The following is a 22125-nucleotide window of genomic DNA, read 5'->3' as shown; positions in this document are numbered from 1 at the left end:
ATCTACCATGGCATTATGGCAGGGGATTGACTGTATAGGTGCATGCTGGCAGGGATTGACTGTAAGGGTGTATGTAGACGTGCGAAAAGGTGTATACATGCATGGTAAATGGGTGTATAATTCATCTGGTGTTGCGGTGTATGCCAAAGGGGCTACGCTGTTGAAACAGGTACAAGGGTGAATGCCGAGGAGGCAGCATGGGGCGCAAGGTAGAGCTGGGCGAACTGATCGAGAATCTGATCACCGACGTCAAGGCAGTGGACGACAACCAGGAGCTCTCCAGGAGCGAGAAGACGAAGCGCATCGGGCGCCTGGCCGATCGCCTGAAAAACGCGCTGTATGAGGACAAGCGCCGCAAGAGCGAGGACAAAATCCGCGCCTCGAGCTATCGCCGCTACCTGACCGCAGTCCGCAAGGCGGTCACCGCTCAGAACTGGAGGCACCATTCGCTCGAGGAGAGCGTGCAGCGCCTGGCCAAGCGTTACCCGAAATATGCCGAGGAGCTGCAGGCGCTGCTCGAGCACGGCCATATCTCCGATCTGCGCGTCGCCCATCACGACCTGGTGGTCAAGGTGCGCCAGGACAAGGACGCCGACGCCTACCGCGATATCGACGAAATGAAGCTCGATCACGAGGTCATGCGGCACCTGACCCTGCCGAAAATCACCCGCGACCAGCTGGTCGACGAGGCCGCAGAGGCGCTCGAGGAAAAGGCGACGAACACCGTCCAGGTCAACTACTACCAGCTGATCGACACCATCAACGAGCTGTTCTACAGCGTCCAGGTGCGCGACGGCGTTGCCGCCCCGTACTTCTCCCATCTGGCGCTCGGCATTGCGCTGGCCACCGGGCGCCGTGAGATTGAAGTGATCAAGCAGGGGCGTTTCGAGAAGGTCGGCGAGTACGAGCTCGAGTTCAGCGGCCAGGCCAAGCGCCGCGAGGGCCTCGATTACAGCTCGAGCTATCGCATTTACACCCTTGTGCAGGCCGACGCAGTGCTCGAAGCGCTGGCCAAGCTGCGCAGCCTGCCCGAGGCTCTGGAGCTGCAGCACCTGGACAACGTCGCGATTAACAACCGCGTGCACAGCAACCTGAACCAGTTGGCCAAGCGCATGCTGGGCAGCGACGAGCGTGTGTTCAAGGACTCCCGGGCGATCTGGGCGCGGGTCGTCTTCGAGCTCCATTTCGGGCGGGACGCCAAGTGGAAAAGCGTAAACGAGGATGTGTTCTGGCGCGAAATGCTCGGCCACGGCGACGCGATCACCCAGCGCTCATACAAGCAATTCAAGATCGATTACACGAAGCCCGCTGCGCCCGAAGCGATCGACAGCCCCTACGCGAGCAGGCTCGAGGCGCTCGAGGCCCTGGACAAGCACGAGAAGGTCGACGGGCGCGAGGCGATGCTCAAAATTCACCGCTGGGTGAAGGATACCGTCAAGGCCGCGCCAGACGCACGGATCACTCAGAAGGCTATCAGCGTGAACGTCGGCAGCTACCGCCCGCTGATCAAAGAGTACCTGGAGCTGGCCAGCGATGCCCTCGCCACCCCTAACCGCTCGATCAGAGCGGTGGCGCCGGTCGTCCCGGACGAGGTGGCCAAAGCGAAACCGCGCATTTCGGTTTCAGAGGTGGACGGGGTGTGGCTTGCTGTCGCGAAAGTCAATGGCGTTGAGGTGGCCAGGGGCGAAGGTGACAGCAGGGAGAGTGCCTATCAGGACCTGGTGGGCAACGGCACCACGCGCTGATCATGGCAGTTACCTGCCAAGTCTGCCGGGGCAGGTCGCCCCGGCATAACCCCCTGATTCTCTCCCTCCCTGAGCGCTGCGTCTGCAGCGTCGATTCCCTCGAGAGCTGACTCGATCGCGTCGAGCAGCTCCCCCTTAGTTGCCTCCGCTCCCGCCTTGAGCGCCACGCTAAGCATGGACCGAATGCGGCTGAGTTTGGCGGACGCTACGTCCATTCTTTCCTGGCACTGCAAGGTGATTCCCTCCCCTCGTATTAAAAAGCCACTACTGTACTTTCATACAGTATAGCGCGGTTACCGAGCAATGAGCTGGGCCGCATAGTTGAGCATCCATTTTGCCGAGGCCAGGTCGATTCCCGGATCAGCCAGTCGAACCGCGATGTCGGGGTTCAGCGCCCCCACCACTCGAGCAGCAGAGATACCGGGCGGGAGGTCGCATTGCGCGGCGACGGCGAAAATCCGTTCCGCAGTATTCAAGTGATACTTTCCTTCTGTGCTTACACCCTCACTCTGCAAAGTGTCACTGCTGGCGCCGTGGGTCAGCAGGGCGGCTGGCAGGTCTGCGAGCTCCTCTGGCGCCAGCAGCGGCTGGTGCGAGGCCTCGTGCTCGTGGGTGGTCAGGGAGTGGACGTTCTTCGCTGCACGGCGCTGTACGTAGCCCATGACGAACTCCCAATTATCAGGCTTGAGCGCGAACAAGTTCTGCCCGTTCGTCGACCGCTTGATAGCAGTTTGCCCGAGCTTCTCCAGGATCGACTTAACCAGCGTGGTGGCGCAGAGCTTCGAGGCCAGCGACGGGATGTAGCGCCCGAGGCCGAGCGTGTTGTAGAGGTCCAGTGTTTCTTGATCAGTGCGGACGAAGTCGAGGACCTCGCGGCACTGCTTGCTGCTGAACTCACCGTCGCCGGTGAAGCGGTCGAGGGTCAGAATCTCGAAAATGCGCTCGAGCATTGCCCGGGGCGTCGCTTTGAAACGGTGTTGAGTGAGAGTGACACCGGCCTTGCGCTGGGCGAAGTCATAGGCTTGAGCCTGCTTGTCGTTGGACTGCAGCAGCTCCAGGGCGACAACTTTGCGCACACCGCGATCGTCATAGAACGCGACGTCGTCGGCGGTGATTTCATCTACGCCTAGCTGTTTTTCGATGTGGTAGCGGTCGATTTGAGCGCTCTCGCTCTCGCTGTGTACGTCCTGCCTGTCGAGCTTGACGAACTCCTCCTCGGTTGGTGTGGCCACGCGGTCGATAAGGTCCATGCGCTTGGCGAACACCAGCTCGCCCGCGAACTTCCTGTTTTCCCGGGACTGGGCGGCGAGCTCCTCTTCGGCGCCCTGGAGGTCCAGGCGCTGCACCTGGTAGCCCTCGGCCTCGAGCATCAGCAGCAGGTTATTGGCAAAGCCCGAGCGCGCCCGGTTTTCCGAGGTAACGGCGGACAGATAAACCTTGTCGAAGGCTGTTTTCTTCCTGGTGACCTTGTACTCGTCGGGGGTGTGCTCGATCTGGCAAGCCAGATTCTCGAGCGCCAGCATGCCGCGATACATGACGTCGGGGTTCGTCTCGCGCTGGGTCGAAGCGTGGCCAATGCCGACGATATAGTGCTTCGCGGTGCGGTCGCGGCGCATCATCTGCATAGCGTCGGACGGGCCGACAGTATTGCCGCTGAACAGGCCAAAGTGGCAGTCAAAATGGGGCTTCGCCCAGGCCATCGATACGCCGGACGAAATCGCCGGGGAGTAGATCAGCACGTCGTACTTGAGAGCCTCCTCTTTGGGGGCGCTGAGGAACGCCTCGACGTCCTCGTCGGCCTTACTTTCGGAGTGCACCAGGAGCATGCGCACGGGGTTGCACTCGCCGTCTTTGACCTTCTGCTCGATCAGCGCCGCCATGCGCTTGGCGCTTTCGGCGGAATCGTTCGCCACCAGGACTTTGCGCCCGGCGCAGATTTTGTCGACGGCCAGTTGCCAGACGCTCTCGTCGTCGCCGTGGTCGACGCGAATATCGCTGCCGGTACCGGTCACCTCGATAACGGTGATGATCTGGCCAGGACGGGCCAGCTCGCAGAACTCGATAACAGTGTCGTTCGCGTCGGCGTCGCACAGCAGCACGCGCTTGGCCGAGGCGACAGCCTCGATCAGAGCATCCATGACCCTGACGCGGCCCTCGACTGGGCCGGTGGTGGTGTGGCGGATAACCTGGCTGGCCTCGTCGATGCAGAGCGTCTCCAGCGTGGTGAACCAGCTGCGCTCCTCGGCGTTGTAGAACTTCTGGTTGGTCAGGCTGTTGACGCAGCAGGCCAGATGGGAGACGTAGGGCATGTGGTGCGCCTGGACGTGCTTATAGTGCTTGACCGAAATGTCGGCCTGTTCCTCGGTGCCGCGCTTGAGGTTCAGGCGCGCTGTGGCGTCGTCCAGCAGGGAAATACGGTGCGCCACATAGGCGCCTTTGGCCGAAGCCTGCAGCAGTGGCGCGATCAGGTCCTCGGTTTTGCCCGAACCCATGGGCGCCCGCGTGATGACGATACCCTCCAGGCTCTCGATCAGGTCGGCCAAGTGTGGCGGGATCATAGGGCCACCGTGCACAGGGTGCGGTACTGCGGCGATCGGCATGTATTGAATGTGCGGCTTGTTCAGCGCGGCAGGCGAGAAGCTGCGCAGTTGCTGGGCTTTGGCCAAGCGGTCGCGAGCGATCCAAAGGGCCAGGCTGCGCAGCTTGATACGCAGTGCGTCAGGACAAACGACGGGGAGCTGCTCGAGCACGCGCTCGATTACCTCGTCGGTGCTGTACTTGATCGGCACCAGGTTCATGCCCGAGCTGATCGCCATTTTTGCGGCTTTATCGGCGAGCTTGCCGCTGTATTTCACGCGCTGCAGGCAGTAGGTGAACCAGTCTTTCTCGGCGCGCACCGCGTTTGCCCTGGAGCGCAAGGCTTTGGCCGTGGCTTTCAGGCCGTAGAGGACGTGGTAGTCGTTCCAGTCGGTTGGACCCTTGCCGGTCGCCTTAGCTGCCGCGACTTCCTCGTCGCTCAGGTCGAACTGGGGCAGGGTGCTTACGTGCTGCAGCTCGCGGTGAATGTCGAGCGCGGCGAGGTGTCCGGCGTTGCCGGTGGCTTTCCATTGGTCGTTGTCGGCGGCGTTGGTGAAGCGCCAAGCCGGGTAAAGCTTGGCGTAGACCTGGAGCACCTTCGACAGGTTGTCAACGTTGAACGTGACCACTACCGCGACGTTGCGTTTCGCCTCGAGCTCGGCCAAGTAGACGCTGGCGCCGGTTGCAAAGCCTTCGACGGAATACCGGTAGTCTGCCGACTCCAGGTCGCCCAGGACGCAGTGGGCGCCGTCCATCTTGACGCCAGTACCCTGCAGCTTTTTGTCGTCGTAGAGGCGCTGCAGGCCGATGAAATTGCGGTGAATGTCGTAGAGGGGAATCGCAGTGAAAACACCGTGACGGTCACGCATTCTTTTCATTTCGAAGCGTGACGCAATGGCGGAAATCTGTTTTTTGACCAGGTAGGGCGCGGTGCCGTCTTCCGGGCCGATCAGCTCGACGAAGCCCTCGAGCAGGCGCGAGGCCTTGCCGCGTTGCTCCTCATAGGTGAACGTGCTGCGCTCGCCGGTGAACCAGGTGCGCTCGAAAGCCAGGCGCTCGGCATGGATACGCTCGGCGCGGGCCTTCGCCTCGGCCTCCTCGGCCTGCTGGCGCTGCTCGCGCTCGGCGCGGCGCTTGGCCTGCTCGGCCATGAACTTCTGTTGCTGCTCGGTTTGCTCGAGCCCCTGCTCGCGCCGGTACAGTTCCAGGAGCGCAGCGAAACCGCTCCAGGTGACGGCGCCGGTCACGTTGTTGCTGAAAGTCAGCTGCGGGAAGGTGATCGGCTCGTGGCCAGCCTTTTTCGGCTCGCTGGTACGCAGGTCGCCCCACACCATCAGCTTGCCGTGGTAGCGGGTTTCCGTGGCCTCGATCTTAGTCTTCGAATACTTGCTGAGTTTCAGCCCGTTGAGGCGAACGCTGGCGCTGACCGATGCCCATTTGAGCGAAGCGTCAGCGGCGACGGCGGCGATATCCGCGTCGAAGTAGGCCAGCAGGTTGTAGGGGTCGGAGTCGAATCGCTCCTTATAGAAGGCCCCTAGACCGGTGCTCCGTGGTACGTTTGTCATCTTGTCCCTTTGGTCAAAAGTACAAAGGTGAAAAGGTACAAACGATTGACGTGACCCATCATGGGCCTAAACTGAGCACTGAACGGCAAGTTCATTTGTCTGGTTACCTGCCCGCTAAAACAGATAACCCGATGTGCTGCAGTAAGACACCGTAAGGTGTGCGTCTATCGCGAAGGCCGGGGGGTTGCTAAAGCCCCCCGGCCTTTGTCCTTTCTAGCCTTTGAAAAAATACTGCTCGTTAGCGGGTAGCCCCGCTACTTTACGTCGTCCGCTCTATATTTAGAAGACAGCGACGCTCTTTTTATAGAACCCCTCCTTTGTCGAACGCCGCCCGTAGGCCGACGACGACACCTATGCTCTCGAATGTATCACCGACCTGCTGCATGGGGAACTGTGGATTCAGGGACTGCAGGTAGAACGCCGACCCGTCCCTAACCAGTTTCTTGAAGACAGGCGCGGTCGGTTCGCCCAGGTGCGCGACTACATAGTCACCTACACCTGGTTTGCGCGCAGGGTCGACGAACAGGGTAAAGCCAGCCGGAAAGCTGACCCCCGAGGGTGACTGCATGCTCTCGTCGCGGACTTTCAGAGCGAAGACCTGGCCGACGGGTGTGTCTGCCGGTACGACCCACTCAGTGCCCGACGGGAGACGTCTAGCATCGGGGTTTTTGGCCCATTCGCTGGCGCTCTCCCAGGTGACAAGGGGGACGCGCTGAATATTGACGGTTGGCTCGCTGAATCTATCCGGGTCCTGCGTCTCTCGCAGCAATGAGTCAACGGTGGTTCCGAGCCCCTTCGCAAGGGCGGCGGCGACATAAACGCTGGGCGCTACGTCCTTTGTCTCAATGGTCGCGAGGTGGCCGCTCGATATCTCCAAGCCGGAGGCATCGATCAGGCTTTGCAACGACCATTTAAGCGCCTGCCGCCGCGTCCGAATTGCGGTGCCGATGGTGTGATCGCGCTTCATGGTTCCCTCTCCTATTTAGCTAAATATTGTCCCTTCTAAATGCCTATCGGCACTACTCGATATTTAGAATTCTGGTTGCGTTTTTGCTCTAAATATAGAAAATGTGGGGAAAGCGACATGTGACCAATTTTCTAGGGAAAGGTGCTATGGGTACGCGGACTGAGCGGGACGTGATAGTCGATCAAACCAGCCGGTGGTTCGCCCATTCCGACTGGTCCCTCGAGCGATTCGCCAGCGAGCGCCTCGCACTTGCCCTCGCTGCTGCAGGGCTGATCGAGCACGAGGAGCCCGACGACGTCGAGGCTTACCAGCGGACTCGAAAGGCCTGGTCGCAGCGCGTGTCGCGCATTTTCCACGCGACCCAGCCGTTCCCCCTGGAATGGAAATGGGTCTGGCTCTCCTGCCTGCCCGAGGACTATCAGCGCTCGGCTCGTTCCGAGCTGCTGGCAATGGCCGGCTGTTTCGACGTCCGTATCCCTGAGCTGGTCGGCCTGGTCGGCGTGCCGTCGGCAAAGGCCAGGCTGGGCGAAGTGACCCAGGCAATCGGCGAGTTTCTGGCGGCGAGCGCGCCTGCCCATGATGGTCTGTACGACCTCACCGACGACCCTGCCGACGTCGACCGCATGTTGGTCGAGGGCACCGAGGCTATTTCTGCCATGTTCAACGAGCTGGTGGCGCTAGCGACCGGCACGGGCCGACCGCTGCCGCTGCTGATGCTGGCCAACCTCAAGGGCGAGAAGCTATGAGCGTCGCCCTGCGCCTGGTTCACTCCGTCGAGAGTGATCACATTCCCAAGTCAAAAGAGGCCCTGCGCGAGCGTTTCCACGCCGTGCCGGGCGAGTCCAAAGAAGACCGCGCCAAGCGCCTGTCGGCTGAGCGATCGAAGCGCTACCGCTTGAAGCAGAAGCACGCAGTCGTGCAGTCGCACCAGGTGAAGGTTCCGGCCATGACGTTCTATGGCGGCACGGTGCTGGCGCTGGCCGAGGTCTGCAAGGCTGGTGGTTTCGAGGAGCACGCCGAGGCGCTGACGCTGATGGCGCACGGTGCATCGAACCTGGCCAAGAACGACCCCGAGGCTTTCGCGCAGTTCTTCGCGCCGGTGCTGGCCGCGCTGGCGATCGCTGGCGCCGATCTGGCTAAGCGTGACGGTGACGCTTTCGCGTTGCTGGTCGCGCCTCCGTCACGCTCTGAGGTGACCGAATGAAAGTTGTTCGCCTCATTGTGGGCGCGGCCAACCGCCCGCCGGTGCTGGTGACTGAGCTGCCCCGTCGAGACGGTCGCGGCGAGGCTGTAGTAGTCGGCGGGAATCCCGACGTTATGCGTATTGAGTTTGACTGCGCTGAGGAGTGCACCTGGTTCGTCCAGGGCTTTAACAGCCTGAGTGCAGCGGATGCAGTAGCCGACGCCTGGCCGCCGAGGATCGGGCATGTCTCCTGATGTTTTCTCTGGCCTGGAGCTCTGCCAGGACGACGCAGTCGCTCGAGAGATCCTGAGCGACGACCTGGTGCGCGAGGCCTCCATCTTTACCCCCGTTTGCGGCGCCTGCGGCAGGGCCATCGACGCAAAGCGCCTGGCGATCAAGCCACTGGCTGCGAGGTGCTCGCTGTGCGCTGGGTTCTCCGTTCTTGCCAGGAGGCGCTGAGCAATGACTGCTCGTTTTTCGCTTGAAATCAAACACCCCTCGCCCCCGGTCGACGCGCTCGATATGTGGGTCCTCGTGCCCGGCCCGGTGGTTGGCGCTACTGCGACCACTGTTCGGGCGCGTCGCGACCTGGTGACCGCGCAGGGCCTCGTATGGCTGCGGGAGCGGCTCATGTTCGCCTACCTGGCGCCCAGCAACTACACCGAGACGGGCCGCGAGCCTGACGCGGCAGGCACGGGCGTCGTCGAGCAGCAGCGTTTGCGCGATGCGTTCCCGCGCCATCGCGCCCAGGAGCTCGCGGCCTGCCCAGTCGAGGGTAGCGCCGAGGCCGGAAAGCTCCCCCTGGATTACGTGGCCAGCCTGGCCCGGGACACCACGCGGGTGACCTACAGCGAGACGCGGGCGAAGAAAAAGAGCTCGATCCCCCTGCCGTCTACCGCGTTCCAGGACGCGCACCTGGTGCGCACTGTGACCACGCTCTCGCCCGAGTACAGCCGCTGGATTCGCTACACCTACGGCGATTCAAAGGAGTGGGACGACGAAGCGGGCTGCGTCCTGGTGCTGTGGGAGCGAGTCGCGCCACGGCTCGGGAAGCTCCAGGCAAAGACGCTCAAGCGAGCGCAGGGCCTGGCTCACATGGCGGTACAGGATCACAAGTTACTCAAGAACTGCGGCATCGAGCGGCACTGCGGCGTGGCCGTGGCGCTGCTCCTCGGAGTCTCCGAGGTGAACTACCGGCAGCACTGGGTAGGGCGCTGGCAGGCAATGCACGACGAGCTCGACAAGCTCGACACCGAGGCGCTCGAGGCGCTTTGGAAAGCACTTTAACCACACACAAAACCACGAGGGAAACACCATGTTCGGATTGGGCAAAAAGCTGTTCGGCGCTAAGCGTGCGGTCAAGAAACTGGAAAACCGCGACCTGATGCAGGCCATTGTCGGCGGTTGCCTGCTGGTGGCGGCGTCTGACGGCGAAATCAGCAAGAACGAAGCCGCGCAAATCGATATCCAGATTCGTGCGAACAAGGCCCTGGAGCACTTCGGCTCGGAAATCACCAGCACCGTGAACCTGTTCACCGAGCAGCTGCAGGCCGGTTTCCGCTTGGGCCGCATGAACATCATGCGCGAGATTCGCGATATCAAGAACAACCCCGCCGACGCCGAGGAGGTGTTCGTCAACATGCTGACCGTGGCCGAGGGCGACGGGAATATCAGCCCCGAGGAGCTCAAGGTGCTGGCCGAAATCGGCAACGAGCTGGGCCTGCGCCTCAAAGACTTCGGGGTCGAGGCTTGATCACTTCTGTTCGCCGCTGGCTGGCCTTCGGGCTGGCCGGGGGCGTCGTCCTGGTCGACTCGACGAGTCGGCTCCTCTCAATGTGTGCTGACCTGGTGATCGTCGCGCTACTGCTGGCGGTGCTCCTGGTCGGGAAAAAGCAGGGATAGGCTCATGTTCGGACTCGATATTTTTGGAATCAAGCGCCGCCGTCGCGAGCGCGAAGCTGCCGCCGAGGCAGAGCGCCAGCGCCAGCGCCTGCGCAATCGCATTGCGCTGGTTGGCCCCCAGGCCGACGCGATCGCCGCAGTAGACCGGGCTCTCGCTGCAGTCGCCCGTTCCACTTCCACGGCTCGGCCATACTGGGAGCGCCCGGCACGTTCGGCACCGGCACCGGCACCGGCGCCTACGGTCGACCTGCTTAACCCGCTCAATCCGCTGAGCCCCGTATCACCGCTGAACCTGGTTACCCCGGCAGAATCCTACTCGAGCCGCCACGACGACACCCCTGCTCCTCGGCACGATTCGACGCCGTCCTCCCGCTGCAGCTCGGATGACTCCTGGAGCCGCTCGAGCGGCTGTGACTCGAGTAGCTGGGGCGGCTCTGATTCCAGTAGTTCGAGCAGCTCCGACTCGTCGAGCTACTGACTATGCCGTGGTTTGTGATCTGCCTTGGCGTCCTTGTTGGGCTCGTGATCTCGAAACTGATCGGCGTTCTTACTTGCTCGTGGTGGCTCGTTCTGACGCCTATACCGGTCTACTTTGGGGTTCAGGTGCTGCTGGGGGTCGCATTCTGCGTATACCTGAGCGGGATAGGTAGGCGCCCGTGACTGTCCAGGCATGCCAGCACTGCGCCACGGCGCCCGAGCGGCGCCACCAGGTCGAAACCGGCCTGATCATGTGGATCTGTCCGGCCTGCAATAACCGTGGCGATGCCTCGACCGTAGAGGCACGCGCCATTGCTTCCTGGCACCTGGTGAACGACCAGGACATGCCAGCGCACAACTGCAAGGGCGAGGGCGTTGCCCGTTTCTTCTCTCGGGGCGGCATGTGGGGCGCTCGCTGCCCGGCCTGCGACTACGTCGACGAGGGCTATGCAACTATCGAAGGTGCTCGAGCCGGGTGGGCTCGGGCTCTGAGGTGAACCATGAAAATGTTGAGGATTGTGGGCTGTCGAGACGGCATGCTCTGGTACGCCGACAAGGTAGGCCAGTTGGTCGAATACATTCGCCCGTGCCCCGAAGGGTACATGTCGAGGGAGCCGTCGGGGCACGCAAATATTGTGCGGGTGGGTGACGCCGAGGTGGTTGAGGTGACAGTGATCGAGCAGGCTATCCCGCCCGGCCCGCTGCGCATCATGCTGGAGGTTGAGCTGCCGGAGCAGTCTACCCCCATGCTCGTAAACCGCTTGCGCCAGCAGCTGTATCGAGCCGTGGAGGGGTACGACTTTTCCCATACGGCCAAATGTACCTTTGTACCTTTGCCATGATGGTCAAATGTAATCGTGCGACCCTCTACATAGGAGGCGTGGAGTTCGGTCAGGTTGATATGGTCGACCTCTCTTGCCCGCTCCTGGACGAGCGCGAGGTGCCGCCGACGTTCCCGACCAATCTGTCTGCGACCTTTACCCTTGAGTACAAAGGTACAAAAAGGAAAAAGGACAAACGGTCAAAGGTGAAAAAGTCGCATAGGCCCTTGCAAAAGTAACGCGGAAAAGGGTACTTTATCCACTCTGCGATACATGCGACAAAAGCCCGCCACCGAGCGGGCTTTTTTGTGCCTGAAATTCGCACCAGGGGGCAGCTAGTAAGTCCTCCAGGCGCCGCACCGGCGCCCTCTATTCCCTCCCTGCAGGCCTCGGCCTGCTCTCCAGCGCCACGCCACTGTGCGGGGCTTTTTATTGATAGGTGCCGCCCATGGATGACGGAAATCTCTCGCTGGTCAGCCTGGCGAAGGCTGAGGCCGCGAAGGTTGCGCCCGTGGGCGGTGGCCTGCTGATTTACGGCCTGACGTACCAGGAATGGACGATTCGCCTGATGGCGGCATATGCGGCGTTCCTGGTGCTCGATGGCGTAGGCCGTCGCTGGGTGTTCCCGCTGGCCAGGTTCGCCTGGCGCCGCTTTCGCAAGCGCAACCAGGTCAAGCAGGAGGTCGGGCAATGAACCTTCTGCAACGAACGATCGCCGCCGCGACGCTCGCCCTCACCGCTGCCGGTTTCACGGTCAACCAGACGGGCTTGCCGGTCGAGGTCGAGCGCGCAGCAATCATCGGCGCCCTTATGGTGATGACGCCCGAGCTCGAGGGGACGCGCCTCAAGGCCTACCCCGACACGGGCGGCGTCTGGACCATCTGCACCGGCCACACCAGCGGCGTGCGCCGTGGCGACGTGGCCACAAGGCCGCAGTGTGCTGCGTACCTGCGCGACGACCTGCAGGCCGTGGTCAGTTGGGTGCTGCAGACGTTTCCCAAGGCGACACTGCTGTGCAAGGTCGCGCTGGCTGACATGGCGTTCAATGCCGGTCGGACAGCGGTCGCCAAGTCTTCCATGGCCCGCCTGGTGCTGGCCGGTGACTTCCGGGGCGCTGCACAGGCTTTCATGCTGTGGATGTACGTCGCCGGTAAAGACTGCCGCGATCTGGCGAACAACTGCTACGGCATCGTCAAGCGCCGCATGCTGCAGCGCGATTTGTGTCTCGAGGGGGTTGCATGACTGCCGCACGAATTGGGGTGCCAGGCCTCTGCGTTCTCCTCCTGGTACTCGTCTTCTGCGCGGGCTACCACGTCCGGGGTATCAGCGAGAAATCGAAGGCTGTCCAGGTGCAGAACGAGCAACTGGCCAAGGCCTTCGAGCAAGGCCAGGAGCTCGGCGTCGTCCGCGACCGGATCGTCACCGAGTACGTCGACCGCGTCCAGGTGATCCGCGAGCGCGGCGAAACCATCGTTAAGGAGATTCCTGTCTATGTGTCTGCGAAAGCTGATGCTGCCTGCGTTGTGCCTGTTGGGTTTGCTCGGGTGCACGACGCAACCGCAGCAGGTTTGCCTGCCCCTGAACCCGCCAGAACTGCTGATGAGGCCCCCAGCGGCATTGCACTCTCTGCCGTCGCCGAAACAACCGCAGGCAACTACGCCACCTGCAACGAAACAGCCGAGCGGCTGATCGGCCTGCAGGAGCTCGTTCGCGAGTACGAAAAAAAGCAGGCGGGAATGTAGCCGGGGGTGACCAGTCGTTATAACCCAAGGGGTAACGATTGGGCTTCTGGCACGTCGCAGCGAGCTTTATTTTCGTTTTCCCCTTGTAAATCGAAAGGGCCGGCCTCCATACATGGGTGTGGCCTACCTTTTCATATCGGACGGACACGCATGCAAGACCATCAACTCGAGAAGCAAATCACCTCGCTGGGGCTGACAGCGCCCCGCGTCACCGTGAACCAGGTCGACGACCTGGTCGCCCAGCTGAGCTATCACACCTACGTCATTCCTGGCACCACGACCACGATCGCAGCCGCAATCGACCCGCTCGGTTTCGTGCTTGGCCTTGGCCAGTCTGGAACAGTCAGCGCGGCGAACTTCGACGAAGTGATCGGGCGAAATCGCGCCAAGTCTCGCGCCGAGGCAATGGCCCGCGAGGAGCTCTGGAAGCTCGAGGGTTACCGCCTGAGCCGCAACCTCGCCGAGGCTGCAAAGGCTGGCCTGATTTCGACGGTGGCCACCTATGCGGGCGAAGGCGAGCAGCTCGACGCGGGGTTCGTTGCAGACCTCGCGGCGTGCAGCTGTGCCGTCGCCGCGACCGAGTCCGCCGCCGCTGCCCCGGTAGCCGCGGCCCGCTGATGCGCACCATAACGGTGCATGGCGGCTTTTGGGTCCTCCCCCGGACCCTCCCCCTTCACGGGCGGTAACGGCGCGGCATTCGCTCGTGTCGGATCGCCAAAGTCCAGTCCTTACTTCCGAACTTGAGGCCCCCCGGCCTGCATCGCCAGCCTGACCGCTAGGCCAGGCGCGGCGGGGCATCAACCTAATTCACAAAGTGCCAAAAGGACAAAGGTAACAAAGGACCTTTGTACCTTTGTCCTTTTGCCACTGCGAACCTGGTCCTTTCTCCCATGGGCAAAACCATCAGCAAAAAAGACCTGGCCGACTTGCTGGGCAAGTCAGAGCGCTGGGTTTCCAAGCTGATCGAGGAGGGGCTACCGACTCAAGGCGGCGGCGGTCGTGGCGTGGCTGTGCAGATTGACAGCCAAGCAGCGATTGAGTGGCTGATCCTGCGCGAGGTTCGCCGAGAAATCGGCGACGAAGGCGACGACGAGGAGGGGCTGAATTCGACCTCAACCGAGGATCGGCTCCTCAAGCGGGCGCGGCGGGAAAAGCTGCAGCTTGAAATCGACCAGGTGCGCGGGCGGCTCATTCCGAACGAGACGTTTGTCGACCTGATGACCTCAATCGCGGCGGTCTATGCGACCCAGCTCGACTCGCTGCCGAGTCGATGCGCCGCCGACTTGGCGATTATCGATGACCCTGCCCTTATCCGAGCTCGACTATTTGAAGAAACGCGGGCGGTCAGGGCAGCTACAGCCGACCGCCTCGAACGTCGATCACGCGAGCTCTCTGCGGACGTTGATCGAATCGATTCTGTCCGCCTCGAAACTGGTGAAGGCGCCGCCGCCGAGAGCGAGTGACGAATGGGCGCGAGACAGCCGGGTAATGCCGCCGAGCTCGCCCCGGCCAGGGAAATTTAACCCTGACGTTAACCCGTACATGAAGCCTGTGGCCTGGGCGGCGAATCAGCCGTGCTACGACAAGATATCGATCATCACCGCGACCCAAATGGGCAAGTCGGTCACCTTCGAGAACATCATCGGGCAGCGTCTCGACGAAGACCCGGTGCCGATCATGTACGTGGCGCCGACCGCGCCGCTGCTGAAAGACGCTGTAATCCCGAAATTCGACGACATGATCGCCGAATGTGAGTCGCTCCTAAAGAAGCTCGACAAGCGGAAAAGCACGGTTTTCGTTAAGTGGATCGCCGGGACAAAGCTGCGGTTTGTGTGGGCTGGCTCGCCGTCCGGGCTGTCGGCTGACTCCGTCGGGTTGATCCTGGTCGACGAGGTCGACCGTATCGTCAACACCGGCGAAGGCTCGACGATGATCGTCGTAGAGCGCCGGGGCGACGCCTACGACGGGTCGAAAATTCTCTACACCGCCACACCTACCCACGGGCGGGTAGTGAAGCGCAAGCACGAGGTCACCGGCCTGTGGCATTGGGACGTGACCTCAGTCAAGGCGCTGGGCTCGACCATCTGGAAGCTCTGGCAATCGGGAACCCGCCATGAATGGGCGGTCCCGTGCCCCGAGTGTGGCGAATACTTCATTCCCTGGTCAGGCCTGCTGTGGTGGCCTGGTAAGGGTGGCGAGAACGAATGCACGCCCGACGAGGCCTACCGCCACGCCCGGCTGACCTGCCCTAACAACGGGTGCCAGATTCAGAGTAAGTACCGCTCCTGGATGAACGAGCGTGGCCGGGCCGTGGCGCCTGGCCAGTCGATCAGCCGCGACGGCGAGGTCACGGGCGAAGCGGAAACCGCAGGGTCTACGCACTACACCTATGCAGCGTCCGGCCTGTGCTCGTTCTCCTCGAAAAAGAGCTACGGCGCTCTCGCTCGCGACCTGTTGGCCGCTATCCAGTCCGGCGACCCTGCCGACCTGCTGGCGGTCTACAACACCGGTTTCGGCGAGTGCTACGCGCAGGGCGGTGACGTGCCGACCTGGGAGCAGGTCAAGGCGCAGTGCTACGGATACAAGGCGGGCGAGCTGCTGCTCAAGCCGCTGAAAATCTACTGCACCGTCGACGTCCAGAAACGCCGACTCGAGTACGTCGTGCGGGCCTGGTATGCGGGCATGGGCTCGATGCTCCTGGAGGAGGGCGAGCTCTGGGGCGACACCGAGCAGGACGGCGTATGGGACCAGCTCGCGGACCTGATCGAAACCGAGTACGACGGTCACCCCATCAACATGACGGGCATCGACATTGGTTATCGCGACGACCAGGTCTATCGCTTCATCAACGACGGCAACAAGCACCGGGTTATCGCGCTGCGTGGCCGGGAGACGCTCGACAAACCATTCCGAAAGGAAATGGTCGAGGTCGACAAAAAGGGTAAAACCCGCAAGCGCGGCGATGCCCGCTGGGCCTTCGACTCGCCATTCGCGAAACGCTGGGTTCACGGTCGATTGAATCGCGAGGCCTCGCGCACCGGCTGGTGGCTGTTGCACCAGCAGGTAACCGAAAGCTATTGCAAGGAAATCGTCGGCGAGGAGTGGCGCGAAGACCTGGGCAAGTTCCTAGAGGTTGGCGAAAACCATGCGCTCGACTGCGAGGCCATGCAATACATCATGGCGCTGCGCGACAAGCTCCAGCGTCGCAAGCTCGGCGCCTTGACCAAGGACGAACTGGGGCCAGCCATCAAGGCCGGCCTGCAGCCCGGCGAGGAGCTCGACGAGCAGGTCGACCGCGAGTACGACGAGCCCGAGGTCGAGGACCAGGACGACGACCAGGACAACGACGGCGACGAGCCTGTCGCTGCCCCTGAGTCGCCGCCGCGTCGGCCAAAGCCAGAACCCCGCACGGCCTCCCGGCCTGCTGCAGCGCGCCGCGCTGACGCTCCCCCGGCCAAGGCTCGATCCCGCTTCAAAATCATCAAGAAACCGTCCAGGTAGCGCCTCGGCGCCTCCTGGCGGCGCCGAGTGAATCAATGGAACCGACAAAACTCCACGCGGGTGACTCTGCCACCTGGTCGCGTGACGTGCCCGGTCGACCGGCATCGGCTGGCTGGGAATTGCGCTACGTATTCAGCGGTCCGGCAGTCCACACGGTTAACGCCAAGCCGGGAGCTCCGTTCCTGGTCGAGCTGAGTGCCGATGAAACGGCGGCCTGGTCCCCGGGGCTTTATCGCTGGGTGGCTCTGGCTTCCCGTGGCGATCAGCGCTTGACGGTCGCCAGTGGCCTGCTCGAGGTCGCTCCCAACCTGGAAACGGCACAGCCATTCGACGTCCGCAGCCATGCGCGCCGAATGCTCGAGTTGATCGAGGCTGCGCTCGAGAAGCGCATCCCCAAGGACCAGCAGAGCTACGAAATCGACGGGCTACGCCTCGACCGTATTCCGATCGAGCGCCTGGACGCCCTTCGCACCAAGTACCTGCGGGAGATTCAGCGGCTCAACGCCAGCCGCTCGCCCTACGGACGCAGCGTCAAATTCGCCCTGAGATAAGCCAATGAACCTAGCACGCGCCTTTTCCTGGCTGGCCCGGGGCGGTAAGCGCACGCCAGCCCTTGACGCTCGCCGCGAGCCAAAGGTCGGGCGTCGCAGCGGCTTCAAGATGGCTGGCGGCGGTCGACTGGTAGAGGCCTGGTCGGCTCGGCAGTCCGCTGCAGACGCCAACCAGACGATTTACGGAAGCCACGAGACGCTGCGGCAGCGCGCACGCGAGCAGTCGATCAATACGTCGCTGCTCAAGCGCTTCTATCGCCTGCTGCGGCAGAACGTCATTGGCCCCTACGGTATCCGCCTGCAGTCGAAAGCGGTCCTGCGCGACGGCACTCCTGACCGGATCAGGCGCCGCCTGATCGAGAAAGAATGGGAGAAGTACAGCAAAAAGGGGAGCTTTGACGTCACCGGACGTTACTCCTATGTCACTTTCCTGTGGCTCTGGATCGAGACGCTTGCCCGCGACGGCGAGGTCCTGGTGCGGTTGCATCGCAACTGGCCGAACCGCTGGGGCTTCGCTGTGCAGATTCTGGAGGCCGACCGGCTCGACCTGAACCTCAACGAGCTGTTGACCAACGGCAACCAGATTCGCATGGGCGTCGAGCTCGACCAGTACGAGCGACCGGTCGCTTACTGGCTCACGCGCAACCATCCCGGCGACGTCTACCAGCGCCCCGAGGAGAAATACGAGCGCATTCCTGCAAGCGAACTGGTGCATTCATTCGACACCTGGCGCCCGCACCAGGCGCGGGGCTTCACCTGGACCCACGCGGCGGCGCTCGACATTCATCACCTGGAGGAGTTTCGCACGGCGACCAGGATCAAGGCTGAGCAGTCGGCCAAGATCACCGGTTTCTACGAGCAAAACCCCGAATGGCTGGACCCTCCCGAGGAGGGAACCGACGAAGCGGTCTCGGAGACGGTCGAGGCGGGCACGGCTCGCGTGCTGCCCTACGGCCTGAGCTACAAGCCCCATCAGACGGCGTCACCTGGTGCTGACTACGCGGCTTTCGTGAAGGACGGCCAGCGCAGCTCTGCCGGTGGCCTCGGACCCAGTTACAACCGACTCGCCAACGATCTGGAGGGGGTGAATTTCTCCTCGCTGCGCTCTGGCGAGCTGGACGAGCGAGATTTCTACAAGTGCGCGCAGGAGCTGGCCACCAGCGATCTGCTCGAGCGTGTCGGCGCGGCCTGGTTTGACTGTTCGCTGCTGACCGGCGCCCTGGACATTTCCCCCCGGGATATCGAGCGCTGCAGCGAGCTGGCCTGGCAGCCGCGAGGCTGGGACTGGGTCGACCCGCTCAAGGACGCGAAGGCGGCAAGCGAGAGCATCGCAAACCGCACGAAATCGCGTTCCGAGTACATCCGCGCCAATGGCGACGACCCCGAGGCGATTTTCGCGGAAATCGCAGCCGAGGAGGCGCTGCTCAAGTCGCTAGGCCTGATGGCCATTCCCCCTACCAATACGGACAAAGCCAATGCTCCCAAGCCCGACGACGAGGACGACGAGTAGTCCTGCGCCGCTGAAAGTGCTGCGCACGATTGAGGGTAAGCCGCTCGAGCGAGCCCTCGCGGTCGACCTGTCGACCATCAACCTGGAGGAGCGCACCGTCGAGGTCGCCGTCTCCAGCGAATATCCGGTGCGCCGCTGGTTCGGTTTCGAGGTCCTGGACCACTCGCCCGAGTCGTCCGACCTGACCCGCTTGCGGGCGGGTGCGCCGCTGCTCCAGGAGCACCGCGGCTCTCTGCAAATCGGCGTCGTTCTCGATGCCTGGCTCGACGCTGATCGCAAGATCAGGGCGCGGATCAAGTTTTCTCGGGACCCGGCAGTCGAGCCGATCTGGCAGGACGTCGTCGACGGCGTCCGCCGCAACATCTCATGCGGCTACCTCATTCACGACATGGTGCTCGAGCGCACCGTCGACGGGGTGGATCACTACCGTGTCACCGCCTGGGAAGTCTACGAGGTTTCCCTCGTTTCAGTGCCTGCAGACCCGACCGTCGGGGTGGGGCGCTCCATCGAAATGACCAACACCATCACTATTCGAGGTATCCAGATGGACCCTAATCAAGCCCAAAACGACGGTCAGCGCACTATCGAAGCGCCTGTCGCCAACCCGAACGATCCGGTCAGCGTTGAGCGCGTCCGTGTCGCCGACATCATCGCCCTGGGCGAGCGCTTCGGTCAGCGCGACCTGGCCAACCAGGCTATTTCCGGTGGCCAGACCCTCGAGCAATTCCGTGGCGTGCTCCTGGAGCGCCAAGCGCCCCAGCAGAAGCCAGCGGGCGCCCCGGCAGAGCCGAAGCAAGGCGACCGCGACCTGCCGGGCTTCCTGAAAAACGACGTCAGCGCTCGCGGCCTGGGCGTTCCTGAGAAGGATCAAAAGCGCTACTCGCTGATGCGTGCGCTCAACGCTGCGGCCACCAACGACTGGAGCAAGGCTGGCCTCGAGCGCGAAATCAACATCGCCGCCGCTCAGACCATGAAAAAGGACGCGCGCGGCTTCTACGTGCCGCACGATATCCTGATGCGCGGCCTGTCCAAGGGCGAGCCAGGCAAGGGCGGCGAGCTGGTGACCACTGAGCTGCTGCTCGACCAGTTCGGCGACGTGCTGCGCAACAAGACGGTAATGGCGCAGCTCGGTATGCAGTTCCTGACCGGCCTCGACGGCGACGTCGACCTGCCGAAGAAAACGAGCGGCTCCTCGTTCGTGTGGCTGGGTGAAGGCGAGGACGCGCAGGACAGCTCGTTCGATTTCACCACGCTGAACATGTCGCCGAAGACCATCGCGGGCGCGATCCCGGTCACCCGTAAGCTGCGCAAGCAGGCCTCGCGTTCGATCGAGGCGCTGATCATCAAGGACCTGCTCGACGGCATCGGCGTCGCGATTGACTACGCGATGATCGCCGGCCCGGGTGGCGCCGCTCCGTTGGGCCTGCTCAAGGACGTAGGCGTTCCTGGTCTGACCTATCCGGTTGGCGGGATCACGTTCGGCAAGCTGGTCGACATGCTGACCAAAATCGGCACCTACAACGCCGATCGCGGCGCACTGGCGTATCTGACCGGCATCGTCGAGCGCGGCTATGCGCAGCAGACCTTGAAGTTTGCGAACGTCGGCGGCTGCATCTGGGAAAACGACAAGGTCAACGGCCACCGCGCCGAGGCGACCAACCAGGTGCCAGCGGATACCTGGATTTTCGGCGACTTCTCGCAAATGGTCTGCGGCTTGTGGGGTGTGCTCGACCTGCAGGTCGACCCGGCCAAGCTGGCTGCGAGCGGTGGCCTGGTGCTGCGTGCGTTCCAGGACGTCGACGTCACCAACCGCAATAAGAGCTCGTTCTGCATCGCCAAGCGCGCTGCATCGTAACCAAACCTGAAATAGCGGGCAGGTAGGGGGCGAAAGCCCCCGTTTTTAAGCCCCATTTCCCCGAGGTATCCCCAATGAATACCGCTTCCAACATCCCGACCAGCTTTGTGGTCGTGCTCCTGGACGACTTGTGGATCAGCGACGAGCTGGTCGACAAAGGCACCGCAGTACCAGTCGACCGCGCTCTGCGTAACGACTGGGTAGGCTCGAAAATGGCCCGCGACGCGACCGACGAGGAGCTCGAGCAGTTCCGCGCCGAGGAGCTTGAGGCCGCTGCCGAGGCTGCTGCAGAGGCGGAAAAGGCCGCTAAGAAGAACACTGCGAAGTGATCGGCGACGACGACTTCGAGACGTTTTTCGATCCTGACGAGTTCGGCGCCGTAGTCGTCCTGGTCGAGCCTGGCCAGCAGCCCCGCGACCTCGCGGGAATGTTCGGCAAGCCCGCCCCGGAGGCTGGCCTCTATCGCGGCGGCATCGATCCTGGTGCTGCAAACGTGCGGGGCCGAGCTGCGCAGGAGCACTTTCACATCGCTACCCGCCAACTGCCGGCCAACTGGCGCACGGCAAAGGTCCTGGTCGACGGCGCCGAGTTCTCGATCGCCAACGCCCAGCCTTTCGGGCGGTTGCGCACGGTGCTAACGCTGGTTCCCTACGGTGACCGGGCAGCGCCTGCAGGAGAGCGCGGCAAATGGCAGGCTTCGAACTAAAGCTCGACGCCAGCGGCTGGACAGAAGTCGATTCGATCATCGGCCAGGCGACAAAAAAGCTCGACCTGGCCGCTGCTCGAGCACTGCGCAGAACTGCGCAATGGCTGCGCACGCATAGCTCGCGGGAGATTTCCAAAGAGCTGCGGATCACGCAAAGCCCGATTCGCCACCGCTACAACGTGTACAGCAAGTCAACCTCTAACGAGGTCAAATTGTGGGTAGGTCTGCGCCCGATCAGTGTTCATTACCTGGGCAATCCAAAGCAGACGCCGACCGGCGTATCGGTCGGGCACCGGCAATACGACAGCGCCTTCATCTCCCCCATGAAAACCCAGCACAAGCTCGTTTTTCGACGCAAGGGCCGCGAGCGCCTGCCTGTTGAACGGGTAATGGAAGACTGGGAATCGCCCGCGATCAACGCCCTGGAGCGGTGGGAGAAGCGCGCACAGGTGTATTTCATTGATCAGTTCGAGCGCGAGGCGCGGCATGTCTTTTCGACCGCTTAACAACCCCTCGGACCTGTTTTTCGCCATTGGCGACGCGATACACGCGGCAGGCCTGGGCGTCGACGTGGCCAACTACGACGAATTCGACGGGACGGTGCGCGACGCCACGGTCCTGATCGAGCTCGAGCGCACTGCGCCCGCGACGAAAAAGAACGACGGGCGCTATGTCCATGAATACACCGTCACTCTGCACGCGGTTGTCGCCAGGTGGCGCAAGTTCTCGGCGCTCGAGGCGACGAACCTCTCGGCTGCCCTGGAGCGTTTGGCGGACGATAACCGCTGGGGCTTCCACGGGAGCCAGTGCCAGTACCCCTGCGATATTCATAGCGGCCCGTCGATTTTCCACCAAGGCCGCGACGGGTACGACGCCTGGGGCTGTACGTTCCGGCAGGCGATCGCGCCTGGCCCGCACAAGCTTCCCGAAGACCCTGCGGTCGCGGGCATGCCCCTGGTAGCCGAGAGCTGGCGAGTAGACGACATGGACGACCCGGCGCAATACCGGCCACTGGAGGGTTAG

25 protein-coding genes are annotated in these 22125 nt (G+C 62.6%); 23 read left to right on the top strand and 2 right to left on the bottom strand.

Annotated elements, in window-relative coordinates; all coding sequences use genetic code 11:
- Window positions 1-181: hypothetical protein (locus ACF8MI_RS18275; RefSeq protein ID WP_392517707.1), on the top strand; the 181-nt coding region annotated here is incomplete at its 5' end.
- A gap of 16 nt (window positions 182-197) precedes the next feature.
- A complete protein-coding gene (locus ACF8MI_RS18270) occupies window positions 198-1745 on the top strand; it encodes a protelomerase family protein (RefSeq protein ID WP_392517706.1) in 1548 nt (515 codons plus the stop codon).
- A 293-nt stretch (window positions 1746-2038) separates the two neighbouring features.
- On the opposite strand, the gene ACF8MI_RS18265 is transcribed toward ACF8MI_RS18270, so the two are convergent.
- Together ACF8MI_RS18265 and ACF8MI_RS18260 are read right to left on the bottom strand one after the other, a co-directional pair.
- Window positions 2039-5887 (bottom strand): plasmid replication protein, CyRepA1 family, encoded by a 3849-nt coding sequence (locus ACF8MI_RS18265; protein WP_392517705.1) that lies wholly within the window; start codon window positions 5885-5887, stop codon window positions 2039-2041.
- Between the two features lie 301 nt (window positions 5888-6188).
- Window positions 6189-6854 (bottom strand): helix-turn-helix domain-containing protein, encoded by a 666-nt coding sequence (locus ACF8MI_RS18260; protein WP_392517704.1) that lies wholly within the window; start codon window positions 6852-6854, stop codon window positions 6189-6191.
- 170 nt (window positions 6855-7024) lie between these two features.
- Here ACF8MI_RS18260 and ACF8MI_RS18255 point away from each other — a divergent pair, with 170 nt between their 5' ends.
- The 21 genes from ACF8MI_RS18255 (at window position 7025) to ACF8MI_RS18155 (ending at window position 22125) form a co-directional block, all read left to right on the top strand.
- Window positions 7025-7600: a hypothetical protein gene (locus tag ACF8MI_RS18255; RefSeq protein ID WP_392517703.1), complete on the top strand. Its 576-nt coding sequence runs from the start codon at window positions 7025-7027 to the stop codon at window positions 7598-7600.
- Entirely contained in the window at window positions 7597-8058 is a 462-nt protein-coding gene (locus ACF8MI_RS18250; protein ID WP_392517702.1) for a hypothetical protein, read from the top strand. The genes ACF8MI_RS18255 and ACF8MI_RS18250 overlap by 4 nt, the downstream gene beginning before the upstream one ends.
- A 222-nt stretch (window positions 8059-8280) precedes the next feature.
- On the top strand, window positions 8281-8496 hold the full coding sequence (locus ACF8MI_RS18245; RefSeq protein WP_392517700.1) for a hypothetical protein: 216 nt from the start codon (window positions 8281-8283) through the stop codon (window positions 8494-8496).
- A 3-nt stretch (window positions 8497-8499) separates the two neighbouring features.
- The gene (locus ACF8MI_RS18240; protein ID WP_392517699.1) at window positions 8500-9324 is read left to right on the top strand and encodes a bacteriophage antitermination protein Q; all 825 of its coding nucleotides are present in this window, start codon (window positions 8500-8502) and stop codon (window positions 9322-9324) included.
- Between the two features lie 28 nt (window positions 9325-9352).
- A complete protein-coding gene (locus tag ACF8MI_RS18235) occupies window positions 9353-9790 on the top strand; it encodes a tellurite resistance TerB family protein (RefSeq protein WP_392517698.1) in 438 nt (145 codons plus the stop codon).
- 153 nt (window positions 9791-9943) lie between these two features.
- Window positions 9944-10417 carry a hypothetical protein gene (locus tag ACF8MI_RS18230; protein WP_392517696.1) on the top strand — a complete coding sequence of 158 codons (474 nt, stop codon included), beginning with the start codon at window positions 9944-9946 and terminating at the stop codon, window positions 10415-10417.
- A gap of 178 nt (window positions 10418-10595) precedes the next feature.
- Window positions 10596-10913 carry a hypothetical protein gene (locus ACF8MI_RS18225; protein ID WP_392517695.1) on the top strand — a complete coding sequence of 106 codons (318 nt, stop codon included), beginning with the start codon at window positions 10596-10598 and terminating at the stop codon, window positions 10911-10913.
- A gap of 39 nt (window positions 10914-10952) precedes the next feature.
- Window positions 10953-11258 carry a hypothetical protein gene (locus tag ACF8MI_RS18220; RefSeq protein ID WP_392517694.1) on the top strand — a complete coding sequence of 102 codons (306 nt, stop codon included), beginning with the start codon at window positions 10953-10955 and terminating at the stop codon, window positions 11256-11258.
- 427 nt (window positions 11259-11685) lie between these two features.
- Window positions 11686-11931, top strand: a complete 246-nt coding sequence (locus ACF8MI_RS18215; protein WP_392517693.1) for a hypothetical protein — start codon at window positions 11686-11688, stop codon at window positions 11929-11931.
- Window positions 11928-12479 carry a lysozyme gene (locus ACF8MI_RS18210; RefSeq protein WP_392517692.1) on the top strand — a complete coding sequence of 184 codons (552 nt, stop codon included), beginning with the start codon at window positions 11928-11930 and terminating at the stop codon, window positions 12477-12479. The genes ACF8MI_RS18215 and ACF8MI_RS18210 overlap by 4 nt, the downstream gene beginning before the upstream one ends.
- Window positions 12476-12979 carry a hypothetical protein gene (locus ACF8MI_RS18205; protein ID WP_392517690.1) on the top strand — a complete coding sequence of 168 codons (504 nt, stop codon included), beginning with the start codon at window positions 12476-12478 and terminating at the stop codon, window positions 12977-12979. Before ACF8MI_RS18210 ends, ACF8MI_RS18205 begins: the two co-directional genes overlap by 4 nt.
- 150 nt (window positions 12980-13129) lie before the next feature.
- Entirely contained in the window at window positions 13130-13597 is a 468-nt protein-coding gene (locus ACF8MI_RS18200; protein WP_392517689.1) for a Gp49 family protein, read from the top strand.
- A 272-nt stretch (window positions 13598-13869) separates the two neighbouring features.
- Window positions 13870-14442, top strand: coding sequence for a terminase small subunit (locus tag ACF8MI_RS18195; RefSeq protein WP_392517688.1), 573 nt, complete (start codon window positions 13870-13872; stop codon window positions 14440-14442).
- Window positions 14443-14467: 25 nt separating this feature from the next.
- Window positions 14468-16480, top strand: coding sequence for a terminase gpA endonuclease subunit (locus tag ACF8MI_RS18190; protein WP_392517708.1), 2013 nt, complete (start codon window positions 14468-14470; stop codon window positions 16478-16480).
- 35 nt (window positions 16481-16515) lie between these two features.
- Window positions 16516-17031: a hypothetical protein gene (locus ACF8MI_RS18185; RefSeq protein WP_392517687.1), complete on the top strand. Its 516-nt coding sequence runs from the start codon at window positions 16516-16518 to the stop codon at window positions 17029-17031.
- 4 nt (window positions 17032-17035) lie between these two features.
- Window positions 17036-18541, top strand: a complete 1506-nt coding sequence (locus tag ACF8MI_RS18180; protein ID WP_392517685.1) for a phage portal protein — start codon at window positions 17036-17038, stop codon at window positions 18539-18541.
- On the top strand, window positions 18507-20396 hold the full coding sequence (locus ACF8MI_RS18175) for a phage major capsid protein (RefSeq protein WP_392517683.1): 1890 nt from the start codon (window positions 18507-18509) through the stop codon (window positions 20394-20396). The genes ACF8MI_RS18180 and ACF8MI_RS18175 overlap by 35 nt, the downstream gene beginning before the upstream one ends.
- 74 nt (window positions 20397-20470) lie before the next feature.
- Window positions 20471-20725 (top strand): hypothetical protein, encoded by a 255-nt coding sequence (locus ACF8MI_RS18170; protein ID WP_392517681.1) that lies wholly within the window; start codon window positions 20471-20473, stop codon window positions 20723-20725.
- Window positions 20722-21102 (top strand): hypothetical protein, encoded by a 381-nt coding sequence (locus ACF8MI_RS18165; protein ID WP_392517680.1) that lies wholly within the window; start codon window positions 20722-20724, stop codon window positions 21100-21102. The genes ACF8MI_RS18170 and ACF8MI_RS18165 overlap by 4 nt, the downstream gene beginning before the upstream one ends.
- Window positions 21084-21608, top strand: a complete 525-nt coding sequence (locus ACF8MI_RS18160; RefSeq protein WP_392517678.1) for a hypothetical protein — start codon at window positions 21084-21086, stop codon at window positions 21606-21608. The genes ACF8MI_RS18165 and ACF8MI_RS18160 overlap by 19 nt, the downstream gene beginning before the upstream one ends.
- Window positions 21589-22125: a hypothetical protein gene (locus ACF8MI_RS18155; RefSeq protein WP_392517676.1), complete on the top strand. Its 537-nt coding sequence runs from the start codon at window positions 21589-21591 to the stop codon at window positions 22123-22125. Before ACF8MI_RS18160 ends, ACF8MI_RS18155 begins: the two co-directional genes overlap by 20 nt.

This window comes from Pseudomonas sp. yb_9 (assembly GCF_043103635.1).
Taxonomy (GTDB): Bacteria; Pseudomonadota; Gammaproteobacteria; order Pseudomonadales; family Pseudomonadaceae; genus Aquipseudomonas; species Aquipseudomonas monteilii.
This window is presented reverse-complemented; position numbering and strand designations above follow the sequence as displayed.